Below are 18,443 nucleotides of genomic sequence, written 5' to 3'. Positions count from 1 at the left end.
TATATATGGATTCAAGTGAAATTTCTTCTAGTTTTTTCCGCATTTATGCAGGCCGCCCTCCTGGACCGAAGAGGCAGTACGACGCTCTGACCTTTGATTCGATGATAATTTTCAGAAAATTTCATTCATGCCATTTCCCCCAAATTTATTATGAACGGCGGATGCAAAACTGTCCGTTTCCGCTTTAAAAGGACCTTCACCGATAAGTGCGGATGTTATTTCAAAAAGCCGATTCACACTTTGTCAAAAATGAACATACCCGCAATCCCTTGATATTAGTGGGATTACGGGTATATTTTCATCTACTTTCGCAATGTATAAAACGTTTCTATCAACATTTTTTGTAATTCTTCATCATTCACATAAAACTCTTCATGTTCCGCGCCTGCAACGGCTTCTCCCGGAACATACTGGGTTTCGCTGTCACCAAGCTGATAGCGGGCTAAGTCGTTAATCTGGTCAGCATTCAGGTCTGTCACCAGATACGGCTTGATCACCGGATAAAACGCCTCATAGTAATCACCGGCCGCGCCGACTTTATTCCTCAGGGAGGAGATCAGAGCCGGAATATACTGCACCTGGCGCTGCATACGCCCATTATTGCTGCCCTGTACATCCGTATCCCTGTAACGCACATATTTCTCCGCCTGCTCTCCTGTCAGTTTCACAGTCTCACCTTTTACGAACGCAGGGTCAATCATCGTATAATCTTCCGGTATGGTGATCTCCACACCGCCCACTGCGTCGTTCATTGTGCTGATCGCGTCAATATTCAACGACACATAGCCGTCTATCGGCAAATCAAAAAGCAGCTCCGATACCGTCTTCTTCATGGCCCAGCAGCTGCTCTGCTCCCCATTGCCGTAGGCATATTGGGTGGCAAGCTGCGCATTTACGGAAGTATAATAATTGCCGTTTGCGTCATAGATATCAATATCTGTCATGGAATCCCTGGATATCTGCAGAATACGCGCTGTCTGTGTCTCCTTATCCAAAGATATGATCATAACACAATCCGCCTGTCCTGCTACTCCCGGCGTGTCCTTCAGAGTAACCGTTTCTTTTTTATCCACACCCATGAATAAAATATTTGTAAGATTTTTATTATACTCATATTTCTGGCCATTATAAGTGATGGTATCATCGCTGGCCTGGGAAACGGATGCGCCTGTGCTTTTCTCCATATTGTCCGCAACTGTCTTTGCTCTGCTGTTATTTTTCACAACATAAACCACCACAGCCAGAGCCAGCAGCAGAAGGATCAGTACAGAAACTATCACAACCAGTCTCTTTTTTTCTTTACTTTTCATCTATCAGTACCGCCTCTACAAGAAAACGCTGATCATTATTTCCATTGCAGGTTGACATTGTAATAATTCGGTCAGATGTTGTGACCGGAATGTCTGTATTGATATAGGATGCCATATTTCTCACCTGGCTGAGTGAATCCAGATACGCCTGGAACTGCTCTTCCTGGGTAAAATCAAAAGCCACCATAATATGTCTGCTGTCATAAGTAACCGCCGCAAAAATCTTATAAGTAAAAATGTGCTCCGGTGTATAAATATACACCTCTGAATGCTCATCCATATAAGCACTGTCCTTATAATCCTTCAGGCCGCCGAACATGGTACAGTCTTTCATATTATGTCCGTATATCACTGTATTCTTGTCCGTAAAATCTTTTTTGTTGAGGGATTCCGTGTAAATAGATCCGGGCAGTCCCTCTTCGCCCTCTATCGTGTGATCCAGATAGTAGGCGTCATCCTCGGGCCGCTGCACAATAGGATAATCCACTTCTGTGCCGGGAATCCGTATCCATGCATAGATTTCCGGGTTCATTTTCTGCAGCTCTGCAAAATCAATGGGAATCTCCACAGGCTCTTTCTTCGGCTCTGCTGCCGCTTCCTTTGCCGGCTCCTGTTTCGGTTCTTCTGTATCCTTTGTCTCTTCTGTCTTATTACTTTCTTTCAGCTTATCATATACTTCTTCTTTCTTCTGCTGACTGGTATAGTAGTATACAGCAAAAGCCACGGCTGCCAGAAATATGATCAAAAATACCCAGAATAATTTACTTCTTCTTTTCTTTTCCATTGTCTGCCTCTTTCAGTTTGCGAAGCTCATCTTTCTTCTTATCCTTGCCCTTCACATAGGGAACGATCGCCAGTGTGGAAAGACCAAGATATTTCTCAACATCTTCTTCTGTCTTGATATTGTCGTTAATGATAAACCTCACGGTAAGCACGCCGCACACAAGCAGGATACCCAGCAAAATACCGATAGCGGTATTCTTCAGCAGGCTGGGGCTGACAGGTTTTTCTGAAACCTCCGCGCTCTCCACAGTTGTAGGCGGGTCAGATTTCATAATACTTGCCATTCTGTCTGCTGTTTCCTCGGCAACTGCATTTGCGATGATACAGGCATCTGCCGGATTCTCATCTATAGCTTTCACTTCCAGAATTCGTGTACCGGATTTATTTACTACAGTCAGAACATCCAGTATCTCTTTTCTGGAAAATGTTTTGTCCTCTTCCTCTTTGATGCGTTCAATAGCGGCATCAATAACCGGCTTACTGGTGGCGATCACCTCAAAGTCGGCTGTCAGTTCACTACCAATCTGAATATCTGCCAGGGATGTAACACTTGTCGTCTTATTTAAAATATAAAGCTGCGCTTTTGATTCATACTTAGGCGTGATAAGGAGCGCTGTACCGCCTAATGCGATCACTCCGCCCATAATCGCACAGATGGCGATCAGCCACCATTTCCGTATCAGTACATGGAACAGGGCACCTAAATCAATCTCCATTTCGTCATCGTATTCTTTATTATTCATTTTGTTCCTCTTTCATTGCAAAATTTTTCTTACGGTGTCTTGTTGATTTTAATAGTATCCGCCGTATTTATTTCCATAATACCCGCCATACTTCTTGCCGTAGTAGCTTCCTGTATGTACATCCACCTTGTTAAGAACAACACCCAGAAGGTTGCTGTTAGCTGCCTTCAGCTGTCCGACCACACCTTTCGCCTCTGACCTGGAGGAATTATCCGCTGCCAGAACCAGAATGGATCCGTCACACACCTGAGCGATAACCGCTGCATCGATAACGCTTCCGAGAGGTGGCGTATCAATGATAATATAATCAAATGTGTTCTTCAGACCTGTGAGCAGTTTCAGCAGTCTCTCATTTCCCAAAAGCTCTGTAGGGTTGCTGGGGAAAATTCCCGTTGGAACCAGGAAAAGATTCCTCTTGTTCGTTCCATATACCACATCTCCCAATTCGGCCTGGCCGGAAAGATAATGGCTGAGTCCCTTAACAGCACCTTCCAGTTTCAAACGGTGAACCATTACGGATTTTCTCATATCCGCATCGATGAGCAGTGTATTCCTGCCGCTCTCTGCCAGCGCCAGCGCCAGATTGTAAGCGACTGTACTCTTTCCATCATTCGGTGTACAGCTTGTGACTGCAATGACCCGGTTCTCCACACCCGTAAATTCCAGGTTGGTTCTCAAGGTACGGTAAACCTCACGTTCCCGGCTTGATAATGAAATTTCTCCTTTGATTTCTAACTTATCCACTTATGTATTCTCCTCTGATAATTCTTGACGGATTTATTGTGCTGATTTCCTCACGGTATGTCTTTCCGATTTTTTTATCTATGTAAGAAAGGCAATCTCTCATCTCCGGGCGTCTGTGTGTCGCACCGTGGGCATCTGTGCCCAGTACATGAATGAGTCCGTGCCTCATTAATTTTAATAAATACCATCTTGTGCTCCAGCCTGCTTTACCCATAACGCTGGAAACATTAACCTGCATGCAGGCTCCCATTCCGGCCAGCTCTGCAACCTGTTCTTCTTTCTTCATGCCCTGATAGCGCTCAATATGAGCAATCACAGGCAGATATCCGGCATACTGCAGATTCTGCACAGCCTGCCGTATATAGCGGAATTCCGCATAAACAGGAAATTCTACCAAAACATACTTTGTCTGATTCAGAGTCAGCGCATCGCCTCTGTCAAGGGCATCCACCACTCCCTCACTGTAATACAGCTCGTTTCCGAGATATATCCTGGCTTTTGGATTCATTTCCTTTGCGTACTTACAGGTACGCAGATAGGCTCCCATCCTTTTCTCCAACACAGACGTGTCCATGTCGCAGTTAAAATGTGGTGTAGCAATAATTTCATCGATGCCGTCCTTAAACGCCATTCGCAGCATCCTGCGTGTTTCGTCCGCATTTTTTGCTCCGTCATCTACACCGGGCAAAATGTGGCAGTGTGTGTCTATAATCAATAATCTTATCCACCTTTACCATAAATTCACCCACCATTATAAAGGAAAGTCCTCTGTTTGTCTACTGGATATTTACCTTTAAAATGGCAGTATTTGACTGATTTCCATCGCTGTCGACAACATAATACACTACTTCATAGGTTCCCGGTGTATTGGTATCCACCGGATTCTGCAGCTGAATCTGTCTGAAAAGGGTGCTTCTGTCATCTTTATCGTCGGTGATATCCTGAATATATGTACTGTAATCAAACTTGCTTCCCACAGGCAGCGTCACTTCATATTCATTCAGACGAAACTGTGGGCTGCCGGCCGGAAGCTGTGCAATCGCCGCCTCCGCTGCCTCTGCACCGCCTGCAGTTTCCTGAGGAGGCTGCTCTTGGGCAGCCGGGTCGGCAGACGGATCTGCCGGGGCAGCTTCGCCCTCTCCCGTACCTTCACCTGTTGTTTCCCCTTCGGGAGCCGGCGCTTCTGTTCCTGCTTCCCCGCTTTCCTGGCCTTCCTCCGTTCCTTCCGGAGCCTGGCCGCTGTCCGCCGGTGCTGCTTCACCGGAAGCCTGATAATTTACCATAAGTTTCTTTTTTGTCACATTGCGGCTGTTGTCCATTGCCGTATAGGTTACTTCAGCCTGGGTTCCGTCAGCAGTTGGTTTTACGGATTCCACCATAAGGGTATCTGATACATCCCCGTCCTTGTCATCCACTGCCGTGATGCCTTCCAGAAGAAGCTTCTTATCCTGCCCCGCCACATAAGTCAGCGTATTGTCCCCAGGAACTTTTATCTCCGGTGCTGTCTTGTCCCGATTAAGTACCAGAAATACGGTACCGGCGGTAATTCCGATGCATACAATAATTGCTGCTGCAATTAATCCTTTTTTCATCTTCTTTCCATTCCTCTCGTATATATTTAAAATAAGAAAGTGTTGCCATCATTTCTATTCTTTCCCATTTCAAACAACATTATTATATTAACATTACATAAATCATTAATCAATTACTTTTTTTAATTCTTTTGGGTTGGCAATGGAGTAAATGTAATTGAGAAGTTCCTTCCTATTAAAAACAGCAAGATCATCTGCCGCTTCCGGAGGCATCAGCAGATAGGACTTCAGTTCCTCCAGGATTTCTGAAATATCGGAATATACTACCTCAGAAATGCTGGGATTTTTTACATTGACATCCATCTGGAGAGGAAGTCTGTAATGGATGACCAGCCATGTGTTCATGCGGGTGTAATCGCCGTAGTAATAGTCTTCGGAGAAGAAGTCTGCTGCCTTTACTTTTTTCTTGGTTTTCTGAATTTGAGCCCAGTCTCTTCCTATGATGCACCTCATACTTCTCCCACTCATCCACAGTCGGCGGTCTTGTCCCTGCTAATGTCAATATAGGAACAACTTTTTTTCAAAATTAGCTCATAAAGCACAAGATTATTAAATCACCCTCAAAACAAGCATAAAAAAAGAACCTCTGATTTCTCAGAAGTCCTATAATCTTCGTTTTTTCTTCTATTCACTTTCCCCAACTTGCACGACAACAGCCTGTTTTAAGTCAAATTCCACCAGATTATATTCTGGATAATGTGTTCCTGCTATTCGATATGTGGCATTTTCACTCCAGTCACACACTTTCCAGATCATTCTTTGCATCTGAATACTACATATTTTAAAATCCCAGTCCTTTGGATTATATTCTGGCACACGAAAACACTCCGCTTCCTTTCTTTTCGCTGCCTGGACTGCCAGTGTCCCCTTTTCCGGATTAAATAAGAAGCGAATATACTTCGGATCACTTAATTCTTTTATTGTTGATCGAAAAATTCTTATTGTTCCTGTTTTTTGGCACAGAGATACCCCTGTGATGTTTGCTGTGATTTTCGACATCTGCACTCCTCCTTTCAAAATGAGTGCTATTCTTCTATCACCTTGCCGATGAAAATTCTATATAGCCGTCTGTTAAATTAGTTTCCAATGCTTTTTTATGCTCCTCTACTGGCAAACCAAAAGAATCCTTCCATCCTTTTGGATAAAATGGTATTCTATTCAGCTTTCTAGCCACTTTCGCTGCGATTTCATCCTGTTGCTGCTCTGGTGTCTGATTTGTTGATGTAGAAACAGTTGTTTCCTTTGCAGAAGATTCTGCTTTTACTTTTTTCTTTCTCTTAGTGTCCATGAAAATCTCTGTTTCCAATAAATCAAAGATATACATAGTCTCATCTTCATGCGTTATTTTATGTCCCAAAATCTTGTACCGGCAGTCCATGTCCCATCCCATCATGTCATACATCATGGCTGAGAATAATTTGTTTGACATTTTTCTACTTTTTCTTTTATCTGGTTTCGCAATACACCAACGCAAAGCATCCTTATCATTTTCTTCGCATTTACGCACTACCATTCTTTTATTATCCTGATTCACCAAAATTTGAATATAAACCGCATCTTCTAAACCAGCAATACAAGCAGTATTAAATGTCACACTGTCCCTCCGTATTACAACCGCCGGTTCTCGTAAATGGGCAAAAAGCTCCCTTCTTACAACCTGGTAGCCATCATAACTAAAGTCCTGTGCCAGTTCCAGTGCCTTTTGATCTACATTTTCCGTATTATCATTAGCCTGACGCATCATCATTTCACTCATACTGCACACCTCATTTTCTCTATCATGTTCTGTGCTTCGTTATCCAGCTTTTTTAAAAGATTTTCCGATATAACTTCCATACCTTCTATTGTTTTAGCTGGACGCAGCACATCCCAGTTCCCGCAATACTTAACTCTATGTAAAAGAACAACTTCCTCTGTCCGACATCCAAAATGATTCTTCCACTGCTTCGGAAAAAGTGTTCTGACAATCTTCTTTATTTTATTTTCTTCTTTATTCTCTGTATCTTTTACACCTTCAGATGTATTAACATCTGGTAAATCTTCCTGAATTATTTCATGTTTAATTACTTCTGGTTCTTCTAAATCGAATAATAAGATTTGCTCATTATTTTCCTTTGAATACTGCCCTCTAAAGCGATATTTACATTCATCATTCCAGTTCATCAAGTCGAATAATGGTTCTGAAAAACCCTTGCAGCTTTTCGGCAAAACCACCCATTTTCCGTTTCGTATAGTTCCCCATTTTACTGCGTTTATATCATCTTTATCACATGGTCTTACAGCAATACACTTTTCAACGGAATTGAATAGTATTTCAACATATTCCACATTTTCAAATTTTTTCAGACAGGCAGTATTAAACGTAACCTTTCCTTCTGAAATTGTCATTGCCGGATTCAATCTGGTAGAAAAGAACTGTGCCCGGACAATCTCATATCCCGATAAATCGAAGCCGCTGTCTTTTCTTTCTTCTTTTTCAGTATCATTTATATCTGTCTGATCAGAATAGGCACTCTGACTTGCTTTTTCATAATCTTCCCCAGTAAATCCTGTCCATGACCGGTTGACAGAAACAAATCCCTTTAACGCTCCTTCATCCACCACTTTTAAATTTGGAAACGGAAATCCCTTCTTAGCATATCTGGCTGCAGTCAGCATCTTCTGTGCCGCATTGTAAATATCCCTGTCAACAATAGCTTCATGGTGGTCTGATTGTCTATACTGGTTACGATCATGACGATTTTTCTTTGCCTTATGGTCAAGATAATTTGGTGTAAATGTTTTTCTGGAAAGTACATCTCCACAATATCGTTCATTTCTCAGTAAACTCACTATGCTGCTACTTGACCACTTGATATTTCCCGGTTTTGTCTTTCTCTTTAGTTGTGTCAGTATGTCTGCAATTTCTGCTGTCGGAAATCCATTAAGAAACAAATAATAGCATAAACGCACTGTTTCCGCTTCTTCCTCATTAATCACCAGATTTCCATCTTCACCAATATCATATCCTAACAATTTAGGTGTAAGAAAGATTCCTCTGGAAAAACGCTGCTCTATGGAAATGTTCATAATCTCACTCTTCGTATGAGATTCTTCCTGTGCAGCTGCCGATAAGACCGCCAGCATCATTTCACTGGTATTATCCAATGTATAAATATGTTCTGTTTCAAAAAATACTCCCACCTGCGGCCGCATATTTGCCAGTTCACGAACCTTTGCAATGCAGTCCACAATATTTCTGGCGAATCTGGAAACACTTTTTGTAACAATCAGGTCTATTTTCCCTGCCTTACAGTCCTCTATCATCTGGTTAAATTCATCCCTATGCTGCAAGGACGTTCCAGATATTCCTTCATCAGCATAAATCCCGACTAATTCCCACCCCTGATGTTCCTTAATCATGTCCTCATAATGATTTTTCTGTAACTCATAGGATGAAGTCTGGTTAACATCATCAGTAGAAACACGGCAATAGGCACAAACTCGCTTCGTTCCTGTATCTTCAAATAGCTTCTCTTTTTGCTTTGCCGGAATAAACTCCAATTCGCTACGATCTACACCTTTATATCTGGCACGAATCTTCTCTTTCCGTTCTTCCTGGCTTACAGCATATCTCTCCTGTTCCGTCATCTGCTGCACCCCTCTCCATGTGCCAATACCATGCATTTCCCTTTTTATATGCCTGGATTCCTGCTTCTTTCTTTGCATTTTGTACAGTTCTTTTTGAGAATCCATACCGGCTCATCTCTTCAAAGATTTTTACGCTCGCTACATCATTCTCCGCCAGAATCGTATGCAAATAATTGACCGCCATATCTTTCTTGGCAGAAGATTTCTGTCCTGCTGCCAACTCATTTATATCTATCTCACATTTACCAATCCACGAAAATCCTTTATCTCGATCCAGTTCAAAAGCTATTGGTTCCCCTTCTGGAGCAAGACTTGATTTAATTGGAAGCATATATCGTTTTGAAGGCTCATCCTTATCCCTGGCAACCAACAACACACTTCTTGCAGCTGCCGCTATATCTATACTTCCAAGTCCCCTGTATATGTTCTTTCCCCCATTGGTTTTGTTCATGTGTCCAACTAAAACAATCGCACAGGCATATTCTGATGCAATGTTTGCCAGCTTTGTCATCGTTTCTCTCATTCTGACAGCACTCTGCATATTCCCATTCTTTCCTATAAAAGCCTGTATCGGATCCAGCACCAGTAGCCTTGCACCAGTCATTTTTACTGCAAGTTCTATACGCTCATCATCCAGTGTCAAATCCCCATCATCGTCTTTAATAAATGCTACTTTACGACAATCAGCACCAGCTCTTTCCAGTCTTGGCTTTATCGTATCACCCTTGCTGTCCTCAGAACATTGGTAAATCACTGTCATCGGATTCTGTATCTTATTTCCATCTGGCAAAGTAGCACCTTTAGTCAATATTGCAGCTATATGAAGAATCAAGGTTGACTTTCCTTCCCCCGGATCTCCCTGCAATATTGTAATCTTCCCACAAGGAATGTATGGATACCATATCCATTCAACACTTGAAGATTTCACATTGGAATAATATTCAATTCCGCTGAATGAATTATCCCATTTCAAATTTATCTAACCCGCCCATTTTTCTAGTATTAATATACTTTTCTTTTAAACTTCTAGTTATACTTAATTATAATATAACTTATTTGGGAATACAATAAGAAATATCAATTATCAGTTAAAGTTTCCGCAAAACATCAACATTCAGTTAAAGTTTGGGAGGTGACACTTTGGAAGTAGATATTGATTATATTGCAATCGGAAAGCGAATCCGTTCTGCTCGTCTGGCAAAAAAGATGACCCAAGAAACCCTTTCAAATATGATTGACGTTACACCGACCTATATCAGTACCATAGAAAATGGACATACCAAGCTGAGCCTTTCTACTTTACTCAGTATTGCACAAATCCTTGACACCACCGTAGATCAGCTGCTCTATGACAATACGCCGGTACTCATTTCACAATTTGATGCTGATATTAAGGAATTGACAAGTGACTGTTCCAAACAGGAAAAAGATTTCCTGCTGGAAATAATAAAATCAACCAAGGCGGCACTGCGTAATTATAAGCCTGGAAAATAACAAGAGTGCAGAGATTATTGTATCTCTGCACTCTTGTCATATCGCATTGCGTTCTTGCTTCCTTGCGTTCTTAAAGTACCTTTATTTTGTATAATTTATTCTTCTGCAATCATAACCTCGAACTTTTTAGCAATGCTCCATTCATTTGCTATATCTTTTTGAATAGATTCTGCAATGGTTTCCAGTCCATTTACAATGTCACTGTGATAATATTCTATGCTATCCGCTAACCCATTACCAGCATTACCCTCTTCATCAAATTCAATATATCCTACTGTAAGACTCACTCGTCCTTTGGCTATAATATTTCCCTCATGATCTTCTATTGATAAATCAATATCTTCTTGATCTCCAGCTGTTGCCATTCCAGAAAACTCACCAATATTTAATTGATATGTTTCTAGTCCGTTATGTATTTCTATTGTATCCCCATATATAAAGTTATCTGGTAAGCTTTTCTGTTCACTAAGTTTACACAATCTTTCATACGATTGATCCACCCATAAAACAATCTCATCTTTTTCTTCAGAATCTATATCATTTACATTATGCGGAGTTGGAAATCCTTCAACATCTTTTAGAGCAAACGATAATTTTTTTATAACCTCTGATGATTCTGCGTCCTTAATAACTGATAGAAGTTCATCATATACTATCGCTATTTCCTCATACTCTTCGTATAGCTTGTTTATTTTTTCAAATTTTTCCACAATATCATTCATAAATGATGATTCTATCAAATCTTCATCTAAATAATCAGCATAGCAATCTAATGAACATAGTCCTACATCTTCTCTTTCTTGATTTATTAGATCCATTTCATCATTATTTTCGGTTATTTCAAACCTATCACACAACGTATCTCCATTTAAGATTATTTTAAATGGAATAATTCTTATACTGTTTTCTTTACGATTTAATTCAATTCTCAATGCAAATCTTGCTGTATGTTTCTCAAGATTTGTTCTAGTTTCCAAATAAAAATATGCTTTATTTTCAGAATCCCATATTGCATTACCATAATCTTCATAAGAACATGCCACTTCCATATCTACCGTACCCAATAATGTAGCCCATGCTATTTCATCTGTAATTTCATCAATAGTTCTTACACGACAGCTTATGTTTTTAACAGATACAACCTCAATATCGCTATAATCAAATCCACTTTCTATACCATCTTTATCATATGACAACCCATGAACTTCAACACAGTCCTCATTTTTTAACATATTTTGAATTTCAGGAATGTAATTTGCAATCAGGCAATTAATTTCTTGAAGAATATTCTTATATTCTGTCTCCTGAATATTTATTGCATTATATAATTCACCTAATGTTTTATAAAAAATGTGATTTTGGGAATTACCACAAGCTTTTTTTAATCCATTATCGTTGCATACAATCGCAATTACCTCATCCTTACCAAATCTTTTACGAATCTGATTTGCAATAAACGCATCTGGAAATTCCTTTCTTTTTTTCTCTCCAGATTCAAATGGCGGTTTAATATCAAAATAATCATCAACTATATCATTCAAATCTATCAATGACAAATCTAGTATTTCAGGGTTTAAATTCTCCAAAAATTTTCTCCACACATCTAAACTCTTCTCTTGATATTTCTCCTTATCAAGCAACAACAAATCCGTTTTTACCCCAATTTGCTCTAAGAGACCCTTAGATACTATTTTCAGCACCTCTTTCCTTAATCCTCGAAATGCGGAACATATATCTTCACTTGCCCTTACAATATGTTTTTCAACTTCTTTGACAACAATATTGCTCAATACAATCTTTATTTTTCCCGTCTCAACATAATTGATAAGTAAACTCAATGTACTGTCCTTGCTAAAATCCAATTTATTAGAATCAAAAATATTTGTATCTAGCGTAACATACAACGGAAATTTTATCATATATCTTCTCCTACTCATGTAATCGTTTATATTTCTGCCACAAAGTTCTATTTTTATATTAACACAAAATAGCAACACTGTATATCTTCTATACATAATGCTGCTATTTTCTATAAACGCTCCTGCTTATTATGTTATATATGATTTTCTAAAAATCATTCTCAAACATCGACAGCCCTGCCATCATCATTTCCTCATCCATATCCATTCCATCATTCTTCACTTCTCCCTGTTCCTTTTCTGATTCCCCTTCCATATTCATACCCACTTTAAGTTGTTGCATGAACTCTTTATCCTCCAGTAGCTGCCGTTTTAATTCTTCTACACTGACATTTACATTATTATAGGAAGAAACACCTTTATTTTCTTTATGTAGCCAGGCATATACTAATTCTGTAATCCATGCAGTTTTACATCTTTTCTGAGATTTTAGGTATTCCCCTATTTCTTTTTGCCGTTCATTATCTTCATTGAATATCAATACTACTCGTATCTGTCCCACATCTGCACCCCCCCCCCTTATCTTTTCTGGAGACGCATTGCTGTCAACTTCTCATATCCGATTGCATTTGCTCTGACATCCTCAATAAACTCTATGTATTTAAAATCCGGCGATTTCTCAATCTGTGGTTTCAATAACAGGCTTCCTCCACCAAGAAATACTGCTGGATTGGTTCGGAAATCCGGTACATACGCATGAAGTTTATTTGTAATTCTTTGCATCCAGTCCTCTGCCATTTTCTGAATTTCTCTGATTACTTCTTCATCCAAAATGGTCGCCTCCTGCATTAACACCTGTTCTACATCAGAAGATTCCAGATGAATACCAAAATTCTGCTGAATTACATTGGAAATTTCCGAACGGAGAATCGCCATACCGGAACGATCACTGACTCTGACTGATAAATCTGGCTGTCCTTTTCGGATCACCAGCAAGTCTACGGTTCCATCTCCAATGTCAATGCAGTTAACTGTCCGGTACTGTTTGAACAGACTTGCTTTATAGCACATAACCGCTGCAAAATTTTGAGGACTCACAAATGTATCTTTCAGATAACAGTTAACCGATTTTCCGTTAAACTTAAAGGAGATACCATGCTTGGAATGTTCCATAAAATATCTCTTGAATCCAGGAGCCTGCTGTCCGAAATCTGCCGGCGGAAGTCCAATTCCAAGTACAATATCCTTTCCAGATAAAGTAATTCCCCTGCTCTTGGCTTCTAATGCTAATGCAAATAATGTGAGAATAAAATAATCTTCATCCACTGTTTTATCCGCCTTAAAAGGCATCCTGGTTTCTGACAATGTATAAAATGTTCCCTGATATTCAAGAATGTCCTCATTCATAAATCTTCCAGGTTCAGAAGTATATCTAACCAATCCACATGGAAAATCCACATTGCTTCCCTTCATATTTCCATTTCCATGATCAATTCCAAAAATAATCTCTGCCATATCTACTCTACCCTTTCTTCATTAATGATGTACCTATGTGTCACTTAACTTTAACTGACGAATTTTTGAACCATTTTTTCTTTTATTTTGGTGACAGCTAGGTGTAATTTTACTTGTACTTTTGTGTCTGTCCTGTCAGTTAAGTGTTACTTTTGTATCTATCGTTATTATAAGTGTTACATTTGTGTCTGTCAATATTTTTCTGAAACTTTTGTAGCACTTTCTTCTGAAAATATGGTATACTTCTTTCATTGGAGGACTTTGCCTATGAATACAGGAGAAAAAATCAAATATTTTCGGCTGGCTCGTAATATGACACAGGAACAACTTGCACAGGAAGCAGACATCAGTTTCAGCACTCTCCGCAAGTATGAAGCCAATGAACGAAATCCCAAGTACGAACAGCTATCGAAAATTGCCGTTGCACTTGAGATTAGTGTAAATATCTTTATGGATTTTGACATCGAATCCGTATCAGACTTACTTTCCATACTCTTTAAAATGGAAAGTCAGGCAGATTTAGAAATCACTACTACAAAAGAATCAGACCCATCATTATCCGATGATACTCTTTTTCTACATTTCAAAAATAAATATATAAACTCTATTTTAAGAATGTATTATCTTTCCGTAGAAGATATAAAAGACATGGATATTCAACAACAGGAAAAGGCTTTAGCAGAAATCCAGAACAGACTATTAGATAATAATTCAAGTATTCATTCCGATAATCCCATATCCACTGACTCTAAGAAATCTGTTCTTTCTCTTTCTTCTGCCGATCAGATGTGGCTTGAATTATCCTCTGACTGCTCAGAAGAAGAAAAAGAAAAAATGCTCAAAGCAGCCACATTTACAAAGAACTGTTTACGTCATTCAGATAAATAAAAGTGAGTACAAAAAGAGACAGATGTTTATTTGCACCTGTCTCTTTCTTTTCGTTTACACATTTCTCTTTACTCATGAATTTCCAACGGAAGTCCATCTGGATCATGGAAAAAGGTCATTTTCTTTCCAGTATAATCATCAAATCGTACTGGTTCTGTTTCAATTCCTTTCTCATTCAATTCTTTTACGGTATCGTCCACACTCTTCACTTTAAACGCCAGATGTCTTAATCCAAGAGCCTCCGGATAATTTACACGAGCTGGAGCGTTCTTTATAATGAACAATTCTATTTCCTGCTGCCCACATGCCAGATCAATCTTATAATCGTCACGCTCTGCCCGGTAATTTTCCCTGATTATCTGAAACCCCAGCAGATCTACATAAAAGTGTTTTGATCTTTCGTAATCACTTCCTATAATTGCTATATGGTGAATGGTATCGAACATCTTTCCGTCCTCCGTTTTCTTTTCACTGATATGAACTTCATAAATATTTTACCACAGCAAAAGTGAACTGAAAACAGTCTTTCCTAAATAGTTGCTTTCTTCAGCTTTTCTGCCAGTTCAAACCTAAATTCCAGTTCAAGCATATTCTTTCCGTCCCGATCAGAGTTTCCTATATAAACCCAGTCAGCTTCATTAAGTAAGCACTGCATAGTTTCCTTATCTTCAAGTGCTGTTTCTCCGTCACTGAGAAGCCAAATACATCCTGTCTGCAGTTTTATAAGTGCCGACATATCTGGAAATGTCTGAACTTTTATATTGCATCCGGAGATTTTTGAAAACTGCATAGCCTGTTCCGATAAATAAACAAATCTCTGATATTTTGCAGCATTGACAATCTGGTAATGTTCTCTTTTCTTTTGCTCTGCATTTTCCATGATTGCCCGTGCTTCCTGCAATGACTTTTTGCGTTCTTTTTCCCGTTCTTCTGGAGATAATGACTGATCGTGTTCTTCCATTTCTCTTTTCATTTCTTCAATCATTTTCTCCTGCTCATCATAATAAAATTTTTCAATATTCACTTATACAGTTCCTCCCATACACCCTTCATCCTTCTCTTACAATATTCTACTATATTTCCCTTTATTTTACATTACGCCTTGTTAAGATTATATCCTTTATGGTGAATATGTCCACCATATTTTTTATTTTATTCGACAATTATAATTAGAATTAATGGTATTTTATGCCAAAACATAGGAAAGGCGGGGATACCGTGATTGATTATAGTCCGTTATGGAAAACTATGAAGGAATGTGGCATTTCTCAATATACTCTCATCAACCGGGGCATCGACAAACACACTCTCGATCAGCTTCGTAAAAATCAAAATGTCACTGTTCTCACTATTGAAAAATTATGTGATATTCTTCACTGTACACCTAATGATGTATTTTCGTTTAAAAAAGAAAATGATTCATAATACCGTCATAGCATAGCATCTTTTCTATGACGGTATTTCTGTATAACCATAACATAATAAAACCGCAAGCTCTCTGGCCTGCGGTTTTATTGTCTTTAAATCTGTATTTGATATTTCCAGTTTAAATATTCCTCATCAGATATAAGCCCCCTTGCTCGTTTTCCCCGTATCACTCCCCATGCAAACAGAAAATCATTGAGTTTTTTATTGTGAAAGTTGATTACAACATCTCCTGTCTTAGAGTTTCTCTCCAACTTCATTTCTGGAAAATAATCTTCCAGTACAAGAAGCCTGTATATCATATCTTCTTCCTTGTAACCAATCGGAATAGCAATATTTCTTGGATCAGCTTCTAACACTTCTGCTATTTTATTCAGCATTTTTTCTTTTGGAGTACGCTTTCCAGTTTCGTACTGTGCCATTCTCGGTCCTGCACTTTCTTCTCCAATCCCTACTGCTATTCCAAGTTCTTTCTGCGTTATTCCTCTTATGTTCCGGATTCTTTTAATGTTCTCGCCTGTACTCATATTTTACTTCGCCCCTTTCGTATTAAAACACTCACTGGAAATGTAATTACATACCAGACTGCTCGTACTGCAATCCCGATTGCAACAATGAAACCAAATACAGCTCCGATAATCACACTCATAGCTGCCATGCCAACTGTTCCAGATAAATCCCATCTTGACGGAATAATAATGAACATATATGGTATCCCTATTGGAACACCATATACCAACATAAACCGGAACCAGTCAATCGAACCATCTACTATAAATATGTACTGTCCAAGCCAGGTAATTGTTCCAAGTAACAACAGCGGTAAAATACCTTTTGTAATAAAACTTTTCATTATGCGATGTCCTCCGTTTTCTTCTTGATCCTATCTGCCATTCCAATAAGCAAATCATCAAATACAAACCTTATCTCTATCTTCTCAGAATCATAAATCGTGATTTCCTCTACAAATGTTTCAGCTATGTGTCTGGTCATCTTTTTCAAAATATTTACTTCTTCTGCATTTTTCTCTACGGTTCTTATATCTTTCATTAAGTCATCTTCCACACTGGTAACTTCTTGTATCTGTTCATATTTATCCTGTATTATTTCTATCTTTTCATTTAGATCTTTTTTATTCTTCAGATAAGTCTCCTGATTCACCACACCTTCAGCATATGCTTCGTACTGCCGTATACGTTCCGCCTTCAATTTTTCTAATTCCTGTTCCATATTTCTTTGCATTGCTGGTAAATTTGTTTTGTTTTTTTCTTCACCCTCTTCCAGTATCTTTGCCATACTTTGAAATATCTCCAGTTGCTTTCGTAAGGCTACAAGCACGATTCTTTCTATTTTGGCTGCTGAATATCTGGTTTTATCACAGGTTGACATACTTCCAACTGCTGCTGTATGCCCACAATACACCACTGGCATTGCTCCATAGTTATACATCATTTTTAATCCGCAGTTTCCGCACTTTACTTTTCCCTTCAAAGAAAACCCTGCATCTCTGGCAAACCCTTTTTGTTTCTGGTTTCCAATCACAAGCTGTGCCAACTCAAATTCTTCATGTGTTACGATTCCTTTGTGATGATTCTCTGTAATAAACTGCTGATGTTTTTTCGTCCTTCGTGTTTCTGAACCACCTACCCGAATACGGGATGTCTTTCCCTGAACTAAGGCACCTGTATACGCATAATTTCTAAGTACCATCCATACAATTCTCGTATCCCAGAGCCATTCTTCTTCTGTTACTTTTCTGTTCCATGCTATTTTCTCATTTCTCTGAACCCTAAACTTTCCTGGAGTAGGTATTCCTCTTTCATTCAATTCATTAGCAATCATCGCTGTATTATAGTCTTTCATCGCCAATTCAAAGACCATCCGCACAATCTTTGCAGGTTCCTCGTCAATCTCCCACTGTCTGTCCTCTGCTTTTTTATATCCAAATGGAATCCTTCCTCCAGTAGATACACCCTGTTTCCATTTTGTCTGGATACAACTTTTATATTTCTTAGAAAGATCTCTGCTGTAAAGTGTATTGACCAGATTAGTGATACTCATTTCGAGTCCCATTGTTTTTCCAACATAATTGTTGCTGTCATACTGTGAATTGATTGCAATTACCCGGACACCCATGATTGGAAATATCTGTTCCAGATAATCTCCAACTCCAATGTAATCTCTACCAAGCCTGGATAAATCCTTCACCAACAGAACATCTATCTTTCCCTTTTTCGCATCCTCTATCATCTCCTGAAATGCCGGACGGTTAAAATTTGTCCCACTGTAACCATCATCTATATATTCTTTAATTTCTCCATCCAGCTCATCCATAGACTCTACGAAACTTTGTAAAAGAAGTCTCTGATTCTCTATACTATTACTTTCATCCTTATTGTTTTTTCCAAGATCTCCATCTGCTAACGACAATCGTAAATAAAATGCTATTATATCCATTAT

General features: G+C 39.1%; 22 protein-coding genes. 3 read left to right on the top strand and 19 right to left on the bottom strand.

Features of this window, described 5'->3' with window-relative positions:
* Positions 1-302: 302 nt before the first annotated feature.
* The 11 genes from MUB35_RS25025 to MUB35_RS24975 all read right to left on the bottom strand — a co-directional run bounded on the left by MUB35_RS25025 (position 303) and on the right by MUB35_RS24975 (position 9,775).
* Complete coding sequence (locus MUB35_RS25025; protein WP_244807018.1) at positions 303-1,310, bottom strand: LCP family protein; 1,008 nt, start codon at positions 1,308-1,310, stop codon at positions 303-305.
* Positions 1,300-2,094: a class B sortase gene (gene srtB, locus MUB35_RS25020; protein ID WP_244807017.1), complete on the bottom strand. Its 795-nt coding sequence runs from the start codon at positions 2,092-2,094 to the stop codon at positions 1,300-1,302. The genes MUB35_RS25025 and srtB overlap by 11 nt, the downstream gene beginning before the upstream one ends.
* Positions 2,072-2,836, bottom strand: coding sequence for a YveK family protein (locus tag MUB35_RS25015; RefSeq protein ID WP_244807016.1), 765 nt, complete (start codon positions 2,834-2,836; stop codon positions 2,072-2,074). Before MUB35_RS25015 ends, srtB begins: the two co-directional genes overlap by 23 nt.
* A 48-nt stretch (positions 2,837-2,884) precedes the next feature.
* On the bottom strand, positions 2,885-3,580 hold the full coding sequence (locus MUB35_RS25010) for a CpsD/CapB family tyrosine-protein kinase (protein ID WP_033142841.1): 696 nt from the start codon (positions 3,578-3,580) through the stop codon (positions 2,885-2,887).
* Positions 3,573-4,295 carry a CpsB/CapC family capsule biosynthesis tyrosine phosphatase gene (locus MUB35_RS25005; protein WP_052099636.1) on the bottom strand — a complete coding sequence of 241 codons (723 nt, stop codon included), beginning with the start codon at positions 4,293-4,295 and terminating at the stop codon, positions 3,573-3,575. The genes MUB35_RS25010 and MUB35_RS25005 overlap by 8 nt, the downstream gene beginning before the upstream one ends.
* A 61-nt stretch (positions 4,296-4,356) precedes the next feature.
* Positions 4,357-5,172, bottom strand: coding sequence for an immunoglobulin-like domain-containing protein (locus tag MUB35_RS25000; RefSeq protein ID WP_148392772.1), 816 nt, complete (start codon positions 5,170-5,172; stop codon positions 4,357-4,359).
* 105 nt (positions 5,173-5,277) lie between these two features.
* On the bottom strand, positions 5,278-5,625 hold the full coding sequence (locus MUB35_RS24995) for a hypothetical protein (RefSeq protein WP_244807015.1): 348 nt from the start codon (positions 5,623-5,625) through the stop codon (positions 5,278-5,280).
* A gap of 171 nt (positions 5,626-5,796) precedes the next feature.
* The gene (locus MUB35_RS24990; protein WP_244807013.1) at positions 5,797-6,171 is read right to left on the bottom strand and encodes a hypothetical protein; all 375 of its coding nucleotides are present in this window, start codon (positions 6,169-6,171) and stop codon (positions 5,797-5,799) included.
* Between the two features lie 37 nt (positions 6,172-6,208).
* On the bottom strand, positions 6,209-6,928 hold the full coding sequence (locus MUB35_RS24985; protein WP_187002787.1) for a hypothetical protein: 720 nt from the start codon (positions 6,926-6,928) through the stop codon (positions 6,209-6,211).
* Positions 6,925-8,802: a recombinase family protein gene (locus MUB35_RS24980; RefSeq protein ID WP_187002786.1), complete on the bottom strand. Its 1,878-nt coding sequence runs from the start codon at positions 8,800-8,802 to the stop codon at positions 6,925-6,927. Before MUB35_RS24980 ends, MUB35_RS24985 begins: the two co-directional genes overlap by 4 nt.
* A complete protein-coding gene (locus MUB35_RS24975; RefSeq protein WP_187002785.1) occupies positions 8,735-9,775 on the bottom strand; it encodes an AAA family ATPase in 1,041 nt (346 codons plus the stop codon). The genes MUB35_RS24980 and MUB35_RS24975 overlap by 68 nt, the downstream gene beginning before the upstream one ends.
* A gap of 167 nt (positions 9,776-9,942) precedes the next feature.
* Between MUB35_RS24975 and MUB35_RS24970 the strand changes: the two genes are divergently transcribed.
* Positions 9,943-10,296 (top strand): helix-turn-helix domain-containing protein, encoded by a 354-nt coding sequence (locus MUB35_RS24970; RefSeq protein WP_118486063.1) that lies wholly within the window; start codon positions 9,943-9,945, stop codon positions 10,294-10,296.
* Between the two features lie 95 nt (positions 10,297-10,391).
* On the opposite strand, the gene MUB35_RS24965 is transcribed toward MUB35_RS24970, so the two are convergent.
* The 3 genes from MUB35_RS24965 to MUB35_RS24955 form a co-directional block, all read right to left on the bottom strand.
* Complete coding sequence (locus MUB35_RS24965; protein WP_187002784.1) at positions 10,392-12,215, bottom strand: PIN domain-containing protein; 1,824 nt, start codon at positions 12,213-12,215, stop codon at positions 10,392-10,394.
* 148 nt (positions 12,216-12,363) lie between these two features.
* A complete protein-coding gene (locus MUB35_RS24960) occupies positions 12,364-12,717 on the bottom strand; it encodes a hypothetical protein (protein WP_244807012.1) in 354 nt (117 codons plus the stop codon).
* 17 nt (positions 12,718-12,734) lie between these two features.
* Positions 12,735-13,670: a ParM/StbA family protein gene (locus tag MUB35_RS24955; protein WP_154252989.1), complete on the bottom strand. Its 936-nt coding sequence runs from the start codon at positions 13,668-13,670 to the stop codon at positions 12,735-12,737.
* A gap of 267 nt (positions 13,671-13,937) precedes the next feature.
* On the opposite strand from MUB35_RS24955, the gene MUB35_RS24950 reads away from it, so the two are divergent.
* A complete protein-coding gene (locus MUB35_RS24950) occupies positions 13,938-14,558 on the top strand; it encodes a helix-turn-helix domain-containing protein (RefSeq protein WP_244807011.1) in 621 nt (206 codons plus the stop codon).
* A 68-nt stretch (positions 14,559-14,626) separates the two neighbouring features.
* Here the strand turns inward: MUB35_RS24950 and gloA2 are convergent, their stop codons facing one another.
* Together gloA2 and MUB35_RS24940 are read right to left on the bottom strand one after the other, a co-directional pair.
* Entirely contained in the window at positions 14,627-15,004 is a 378-nt protein-coding gene (gene gloA2 / locus MUB35_RS24945) for an SMU1112c/YaeR family gloxylase I-like metalloprotein (protein ID WP_118486058.1), read from the bottom strand.
* Between the two features lie 83 nt (positions 15,005-15,087).
* On the bottom strand, positions 15,088-15,582 hold the full coding sequence (locus MUB35_RS24940) for a hypothetical protein (RefSeq protein WP_118486057.1): 495 nt from the start codon (positions 15,580-15,582) through the stop codon (positions 15,088-15,090).
* 164 nt (positions 15,583-15,746) lie between these two features.
* Here MUB35_RS24940 and MUB35_RS24935 point away from each other — a divergent pair, with 164 nt between their 5' ends.
* Positions 15,747-15,983, top strand: coding sequence for a helix-turn-helix domain-containing protein (locus MUB35_RS24935; protein WP_154252986.1), 237 nt, complete (start codon positions 15,747-15,749; stop codon positions 15,981-15,983).
* Positions 15,984-16,078: 95 nt separating this feature from the next.
* Here the strand turns inward: MUB35_RS24935 and MUB35_RS24930 are convergent, their stop codons facing one another.
* Genes MUB35_RS24930 through MUB35_RS24920 form a run of 3 tightly spaced genes read right to left on the bottom strand, consistent with a single transcriptional unit; the run spans position 16,079 to position 18,440 of the window.
* Complete coding sequence (locus MUB35_RS24930) at positions 16,079-16,510, bottom strand: helix-turn-helix domain-containing protein (protein WP_119201017.1); 432 nt, start codon at positions 16,508-16,510, stop codon at positions 16,079-16,081.
* On the bottom strand, positions 16,507-16,836 hold the full coding sequence (locus MUB35_RS24925) for a DUF6050 family protein (protein WP_118486054.1): 330 nt from the start codon (positions 16,834-16,836) through the stop codon (positions 16,507-16,509). The genes MUB35_RS24930 and MUB35_RS24925 overlap by 4 nt, the downstream gene beginning before the upstream one ends.
* On the bottom strand, positions 16,836-18,440 hold the full coding sequence (locus MUB35_RS24920; RefSeq protein ID WP_118486053.1) for a recombinase family protein: 1,605 nt from the start codon (positions 18,438-18,440) through the stop codon (positions 16,836-16,838). The genes MUB35_RS24925 and MUB35_RS24920 overlap by 1 nt, the downstream gene beginning before the upstream one ends.
* Between the last annotated feature and the right edge of the window lie 3 nt (positions 18,441-18,443).

Origin of the sequence: Blautia sp. NSJ-175 (genome assembly GCF_022867815.1) — a bacterium.
Taxonomy (GTDB): Bacteria; Bacillota; Clostridia; order Lachnospirales; family Lachnospiraceae; genus Blautia; species Blautia celeris.
This window is presented reverse-complemented; position numbering and strand designations above follow the sequence as displayed.

Excerpts from the sequence above, each read along its gene's own strand:
- MUB35_RS25025 (WP_244807018.1), bottom strand. The coding sequence starts at position 1,310 with ATGAAAAGTAAAGAAAAAAAGAGACTGGTTGTGATAGTTTCTGTACTG.
- srtB (WP_244807017.1), bottom strand. The coding sequence starts at position 2,094 with ATGGAAAAGAAAAGAAGAAGTAAATTATTCTGGGTATTTTTGATCATA.
- MUB35_RS25015 (WP_244807016.1), bottom strand. The coding sequence starts at position 2,836 with ATGAATAATAAAGAATACGATGACGAAATGGAGATTGATTTAGGTGCC.
- MUB35_RS25000 (WP_148392772.1), bottom strand. The coding sequence starts at position 5,172 with ATGAAAAAAGGATTAATTGCAGCAGCAATTATTGTATGCATCGGAATT.
- MUB35_RS24995 (WP_244807015.1), bottom strand. The coding sequence starts at position 5,625 with ATGAGGTGCATCATAGGAAGAGACTGGGCTCAAATTCAGAAAACCAAG.
- MUB35_RS24990 (WP_244807013.1), bottom strand. The coding sequence starts at position 6,171 with ATGTCGAAAATCACAGCAAACATCACAGGGGTATCTCTGTGCCAAAAA.
- MUB35_RS24985 (WP_187002787.1), bottom strand. The coding sequence starts at position 6,928 with ATGAGTGAAATGATGATGCGTCAGGCTAATGATAATACGGAAAATGTA.
- MUB35_RS24980 (WP_187002786.1), bottom strand. The coding sequence starts at position 8,802 with ATGACGGAACAGGAGAGATATGCTGTAAGCCAGGAAGAACGGAAAGAG.
- MUB35_RS24965 (WP_187002784.1), bottom strand. The coding sequence starts at position 12,215 with ATGATAAAATTTCCGTTGTATGTTACGCTAGATACAAATATTTTTGAT.
- MUB35_RS24955 (WP_154252989.1), bottom strand. The coding sequence starts at position 13,670 with ATGGCAGAGATTATTTTTGGAATTGATCATGGAAATGGAAATATGAAG.
- MUB35_RS24950 (WP_244807011.1), top strand. The coding sequence starts at position 13,938 with ATGAATACAGGAGAAAAAATCAAATATTTTCGGCTGGCTCGTAATATG.
- gloA2 (WP_118486058.1), bottom strand. The coding sequence starts at position 15,004 with ATGTTCGATACCATTCACCATATAGCAATTATAGGAAGTGATTACGAA.
- MUB35_RS24935 (WP_154252986.1), top strand. The coding sequence starts at position 15,747 with ATGCCAAAACATAGGAAAGGCGGGGATACCGTGATTGATTATAGTCCG.
- MUB35_RS24930 (WP_119201017.1), bottom strand. The coding sequence starts at position 16,510 with ATGAGTACAGGCGAGAACATTAAAAGAATCCGGAACATAAGAGGAATA.
- MUB35_RS24925 (WP_118486054.1), bottom strand. The coding sequence starts at position 16,836 with ATGAAAAGTTTTATTACAAAAGGTATTTTACCGCTGTTGTTACTTGGA.
- MUB35_RS24920 (WP_118486053.1), bottom strand. The coding sequence starts at position 18,440 with ATGGATATAATAGCATTTTATTTACGATTGTCGTTAGCAGATGGAGAT.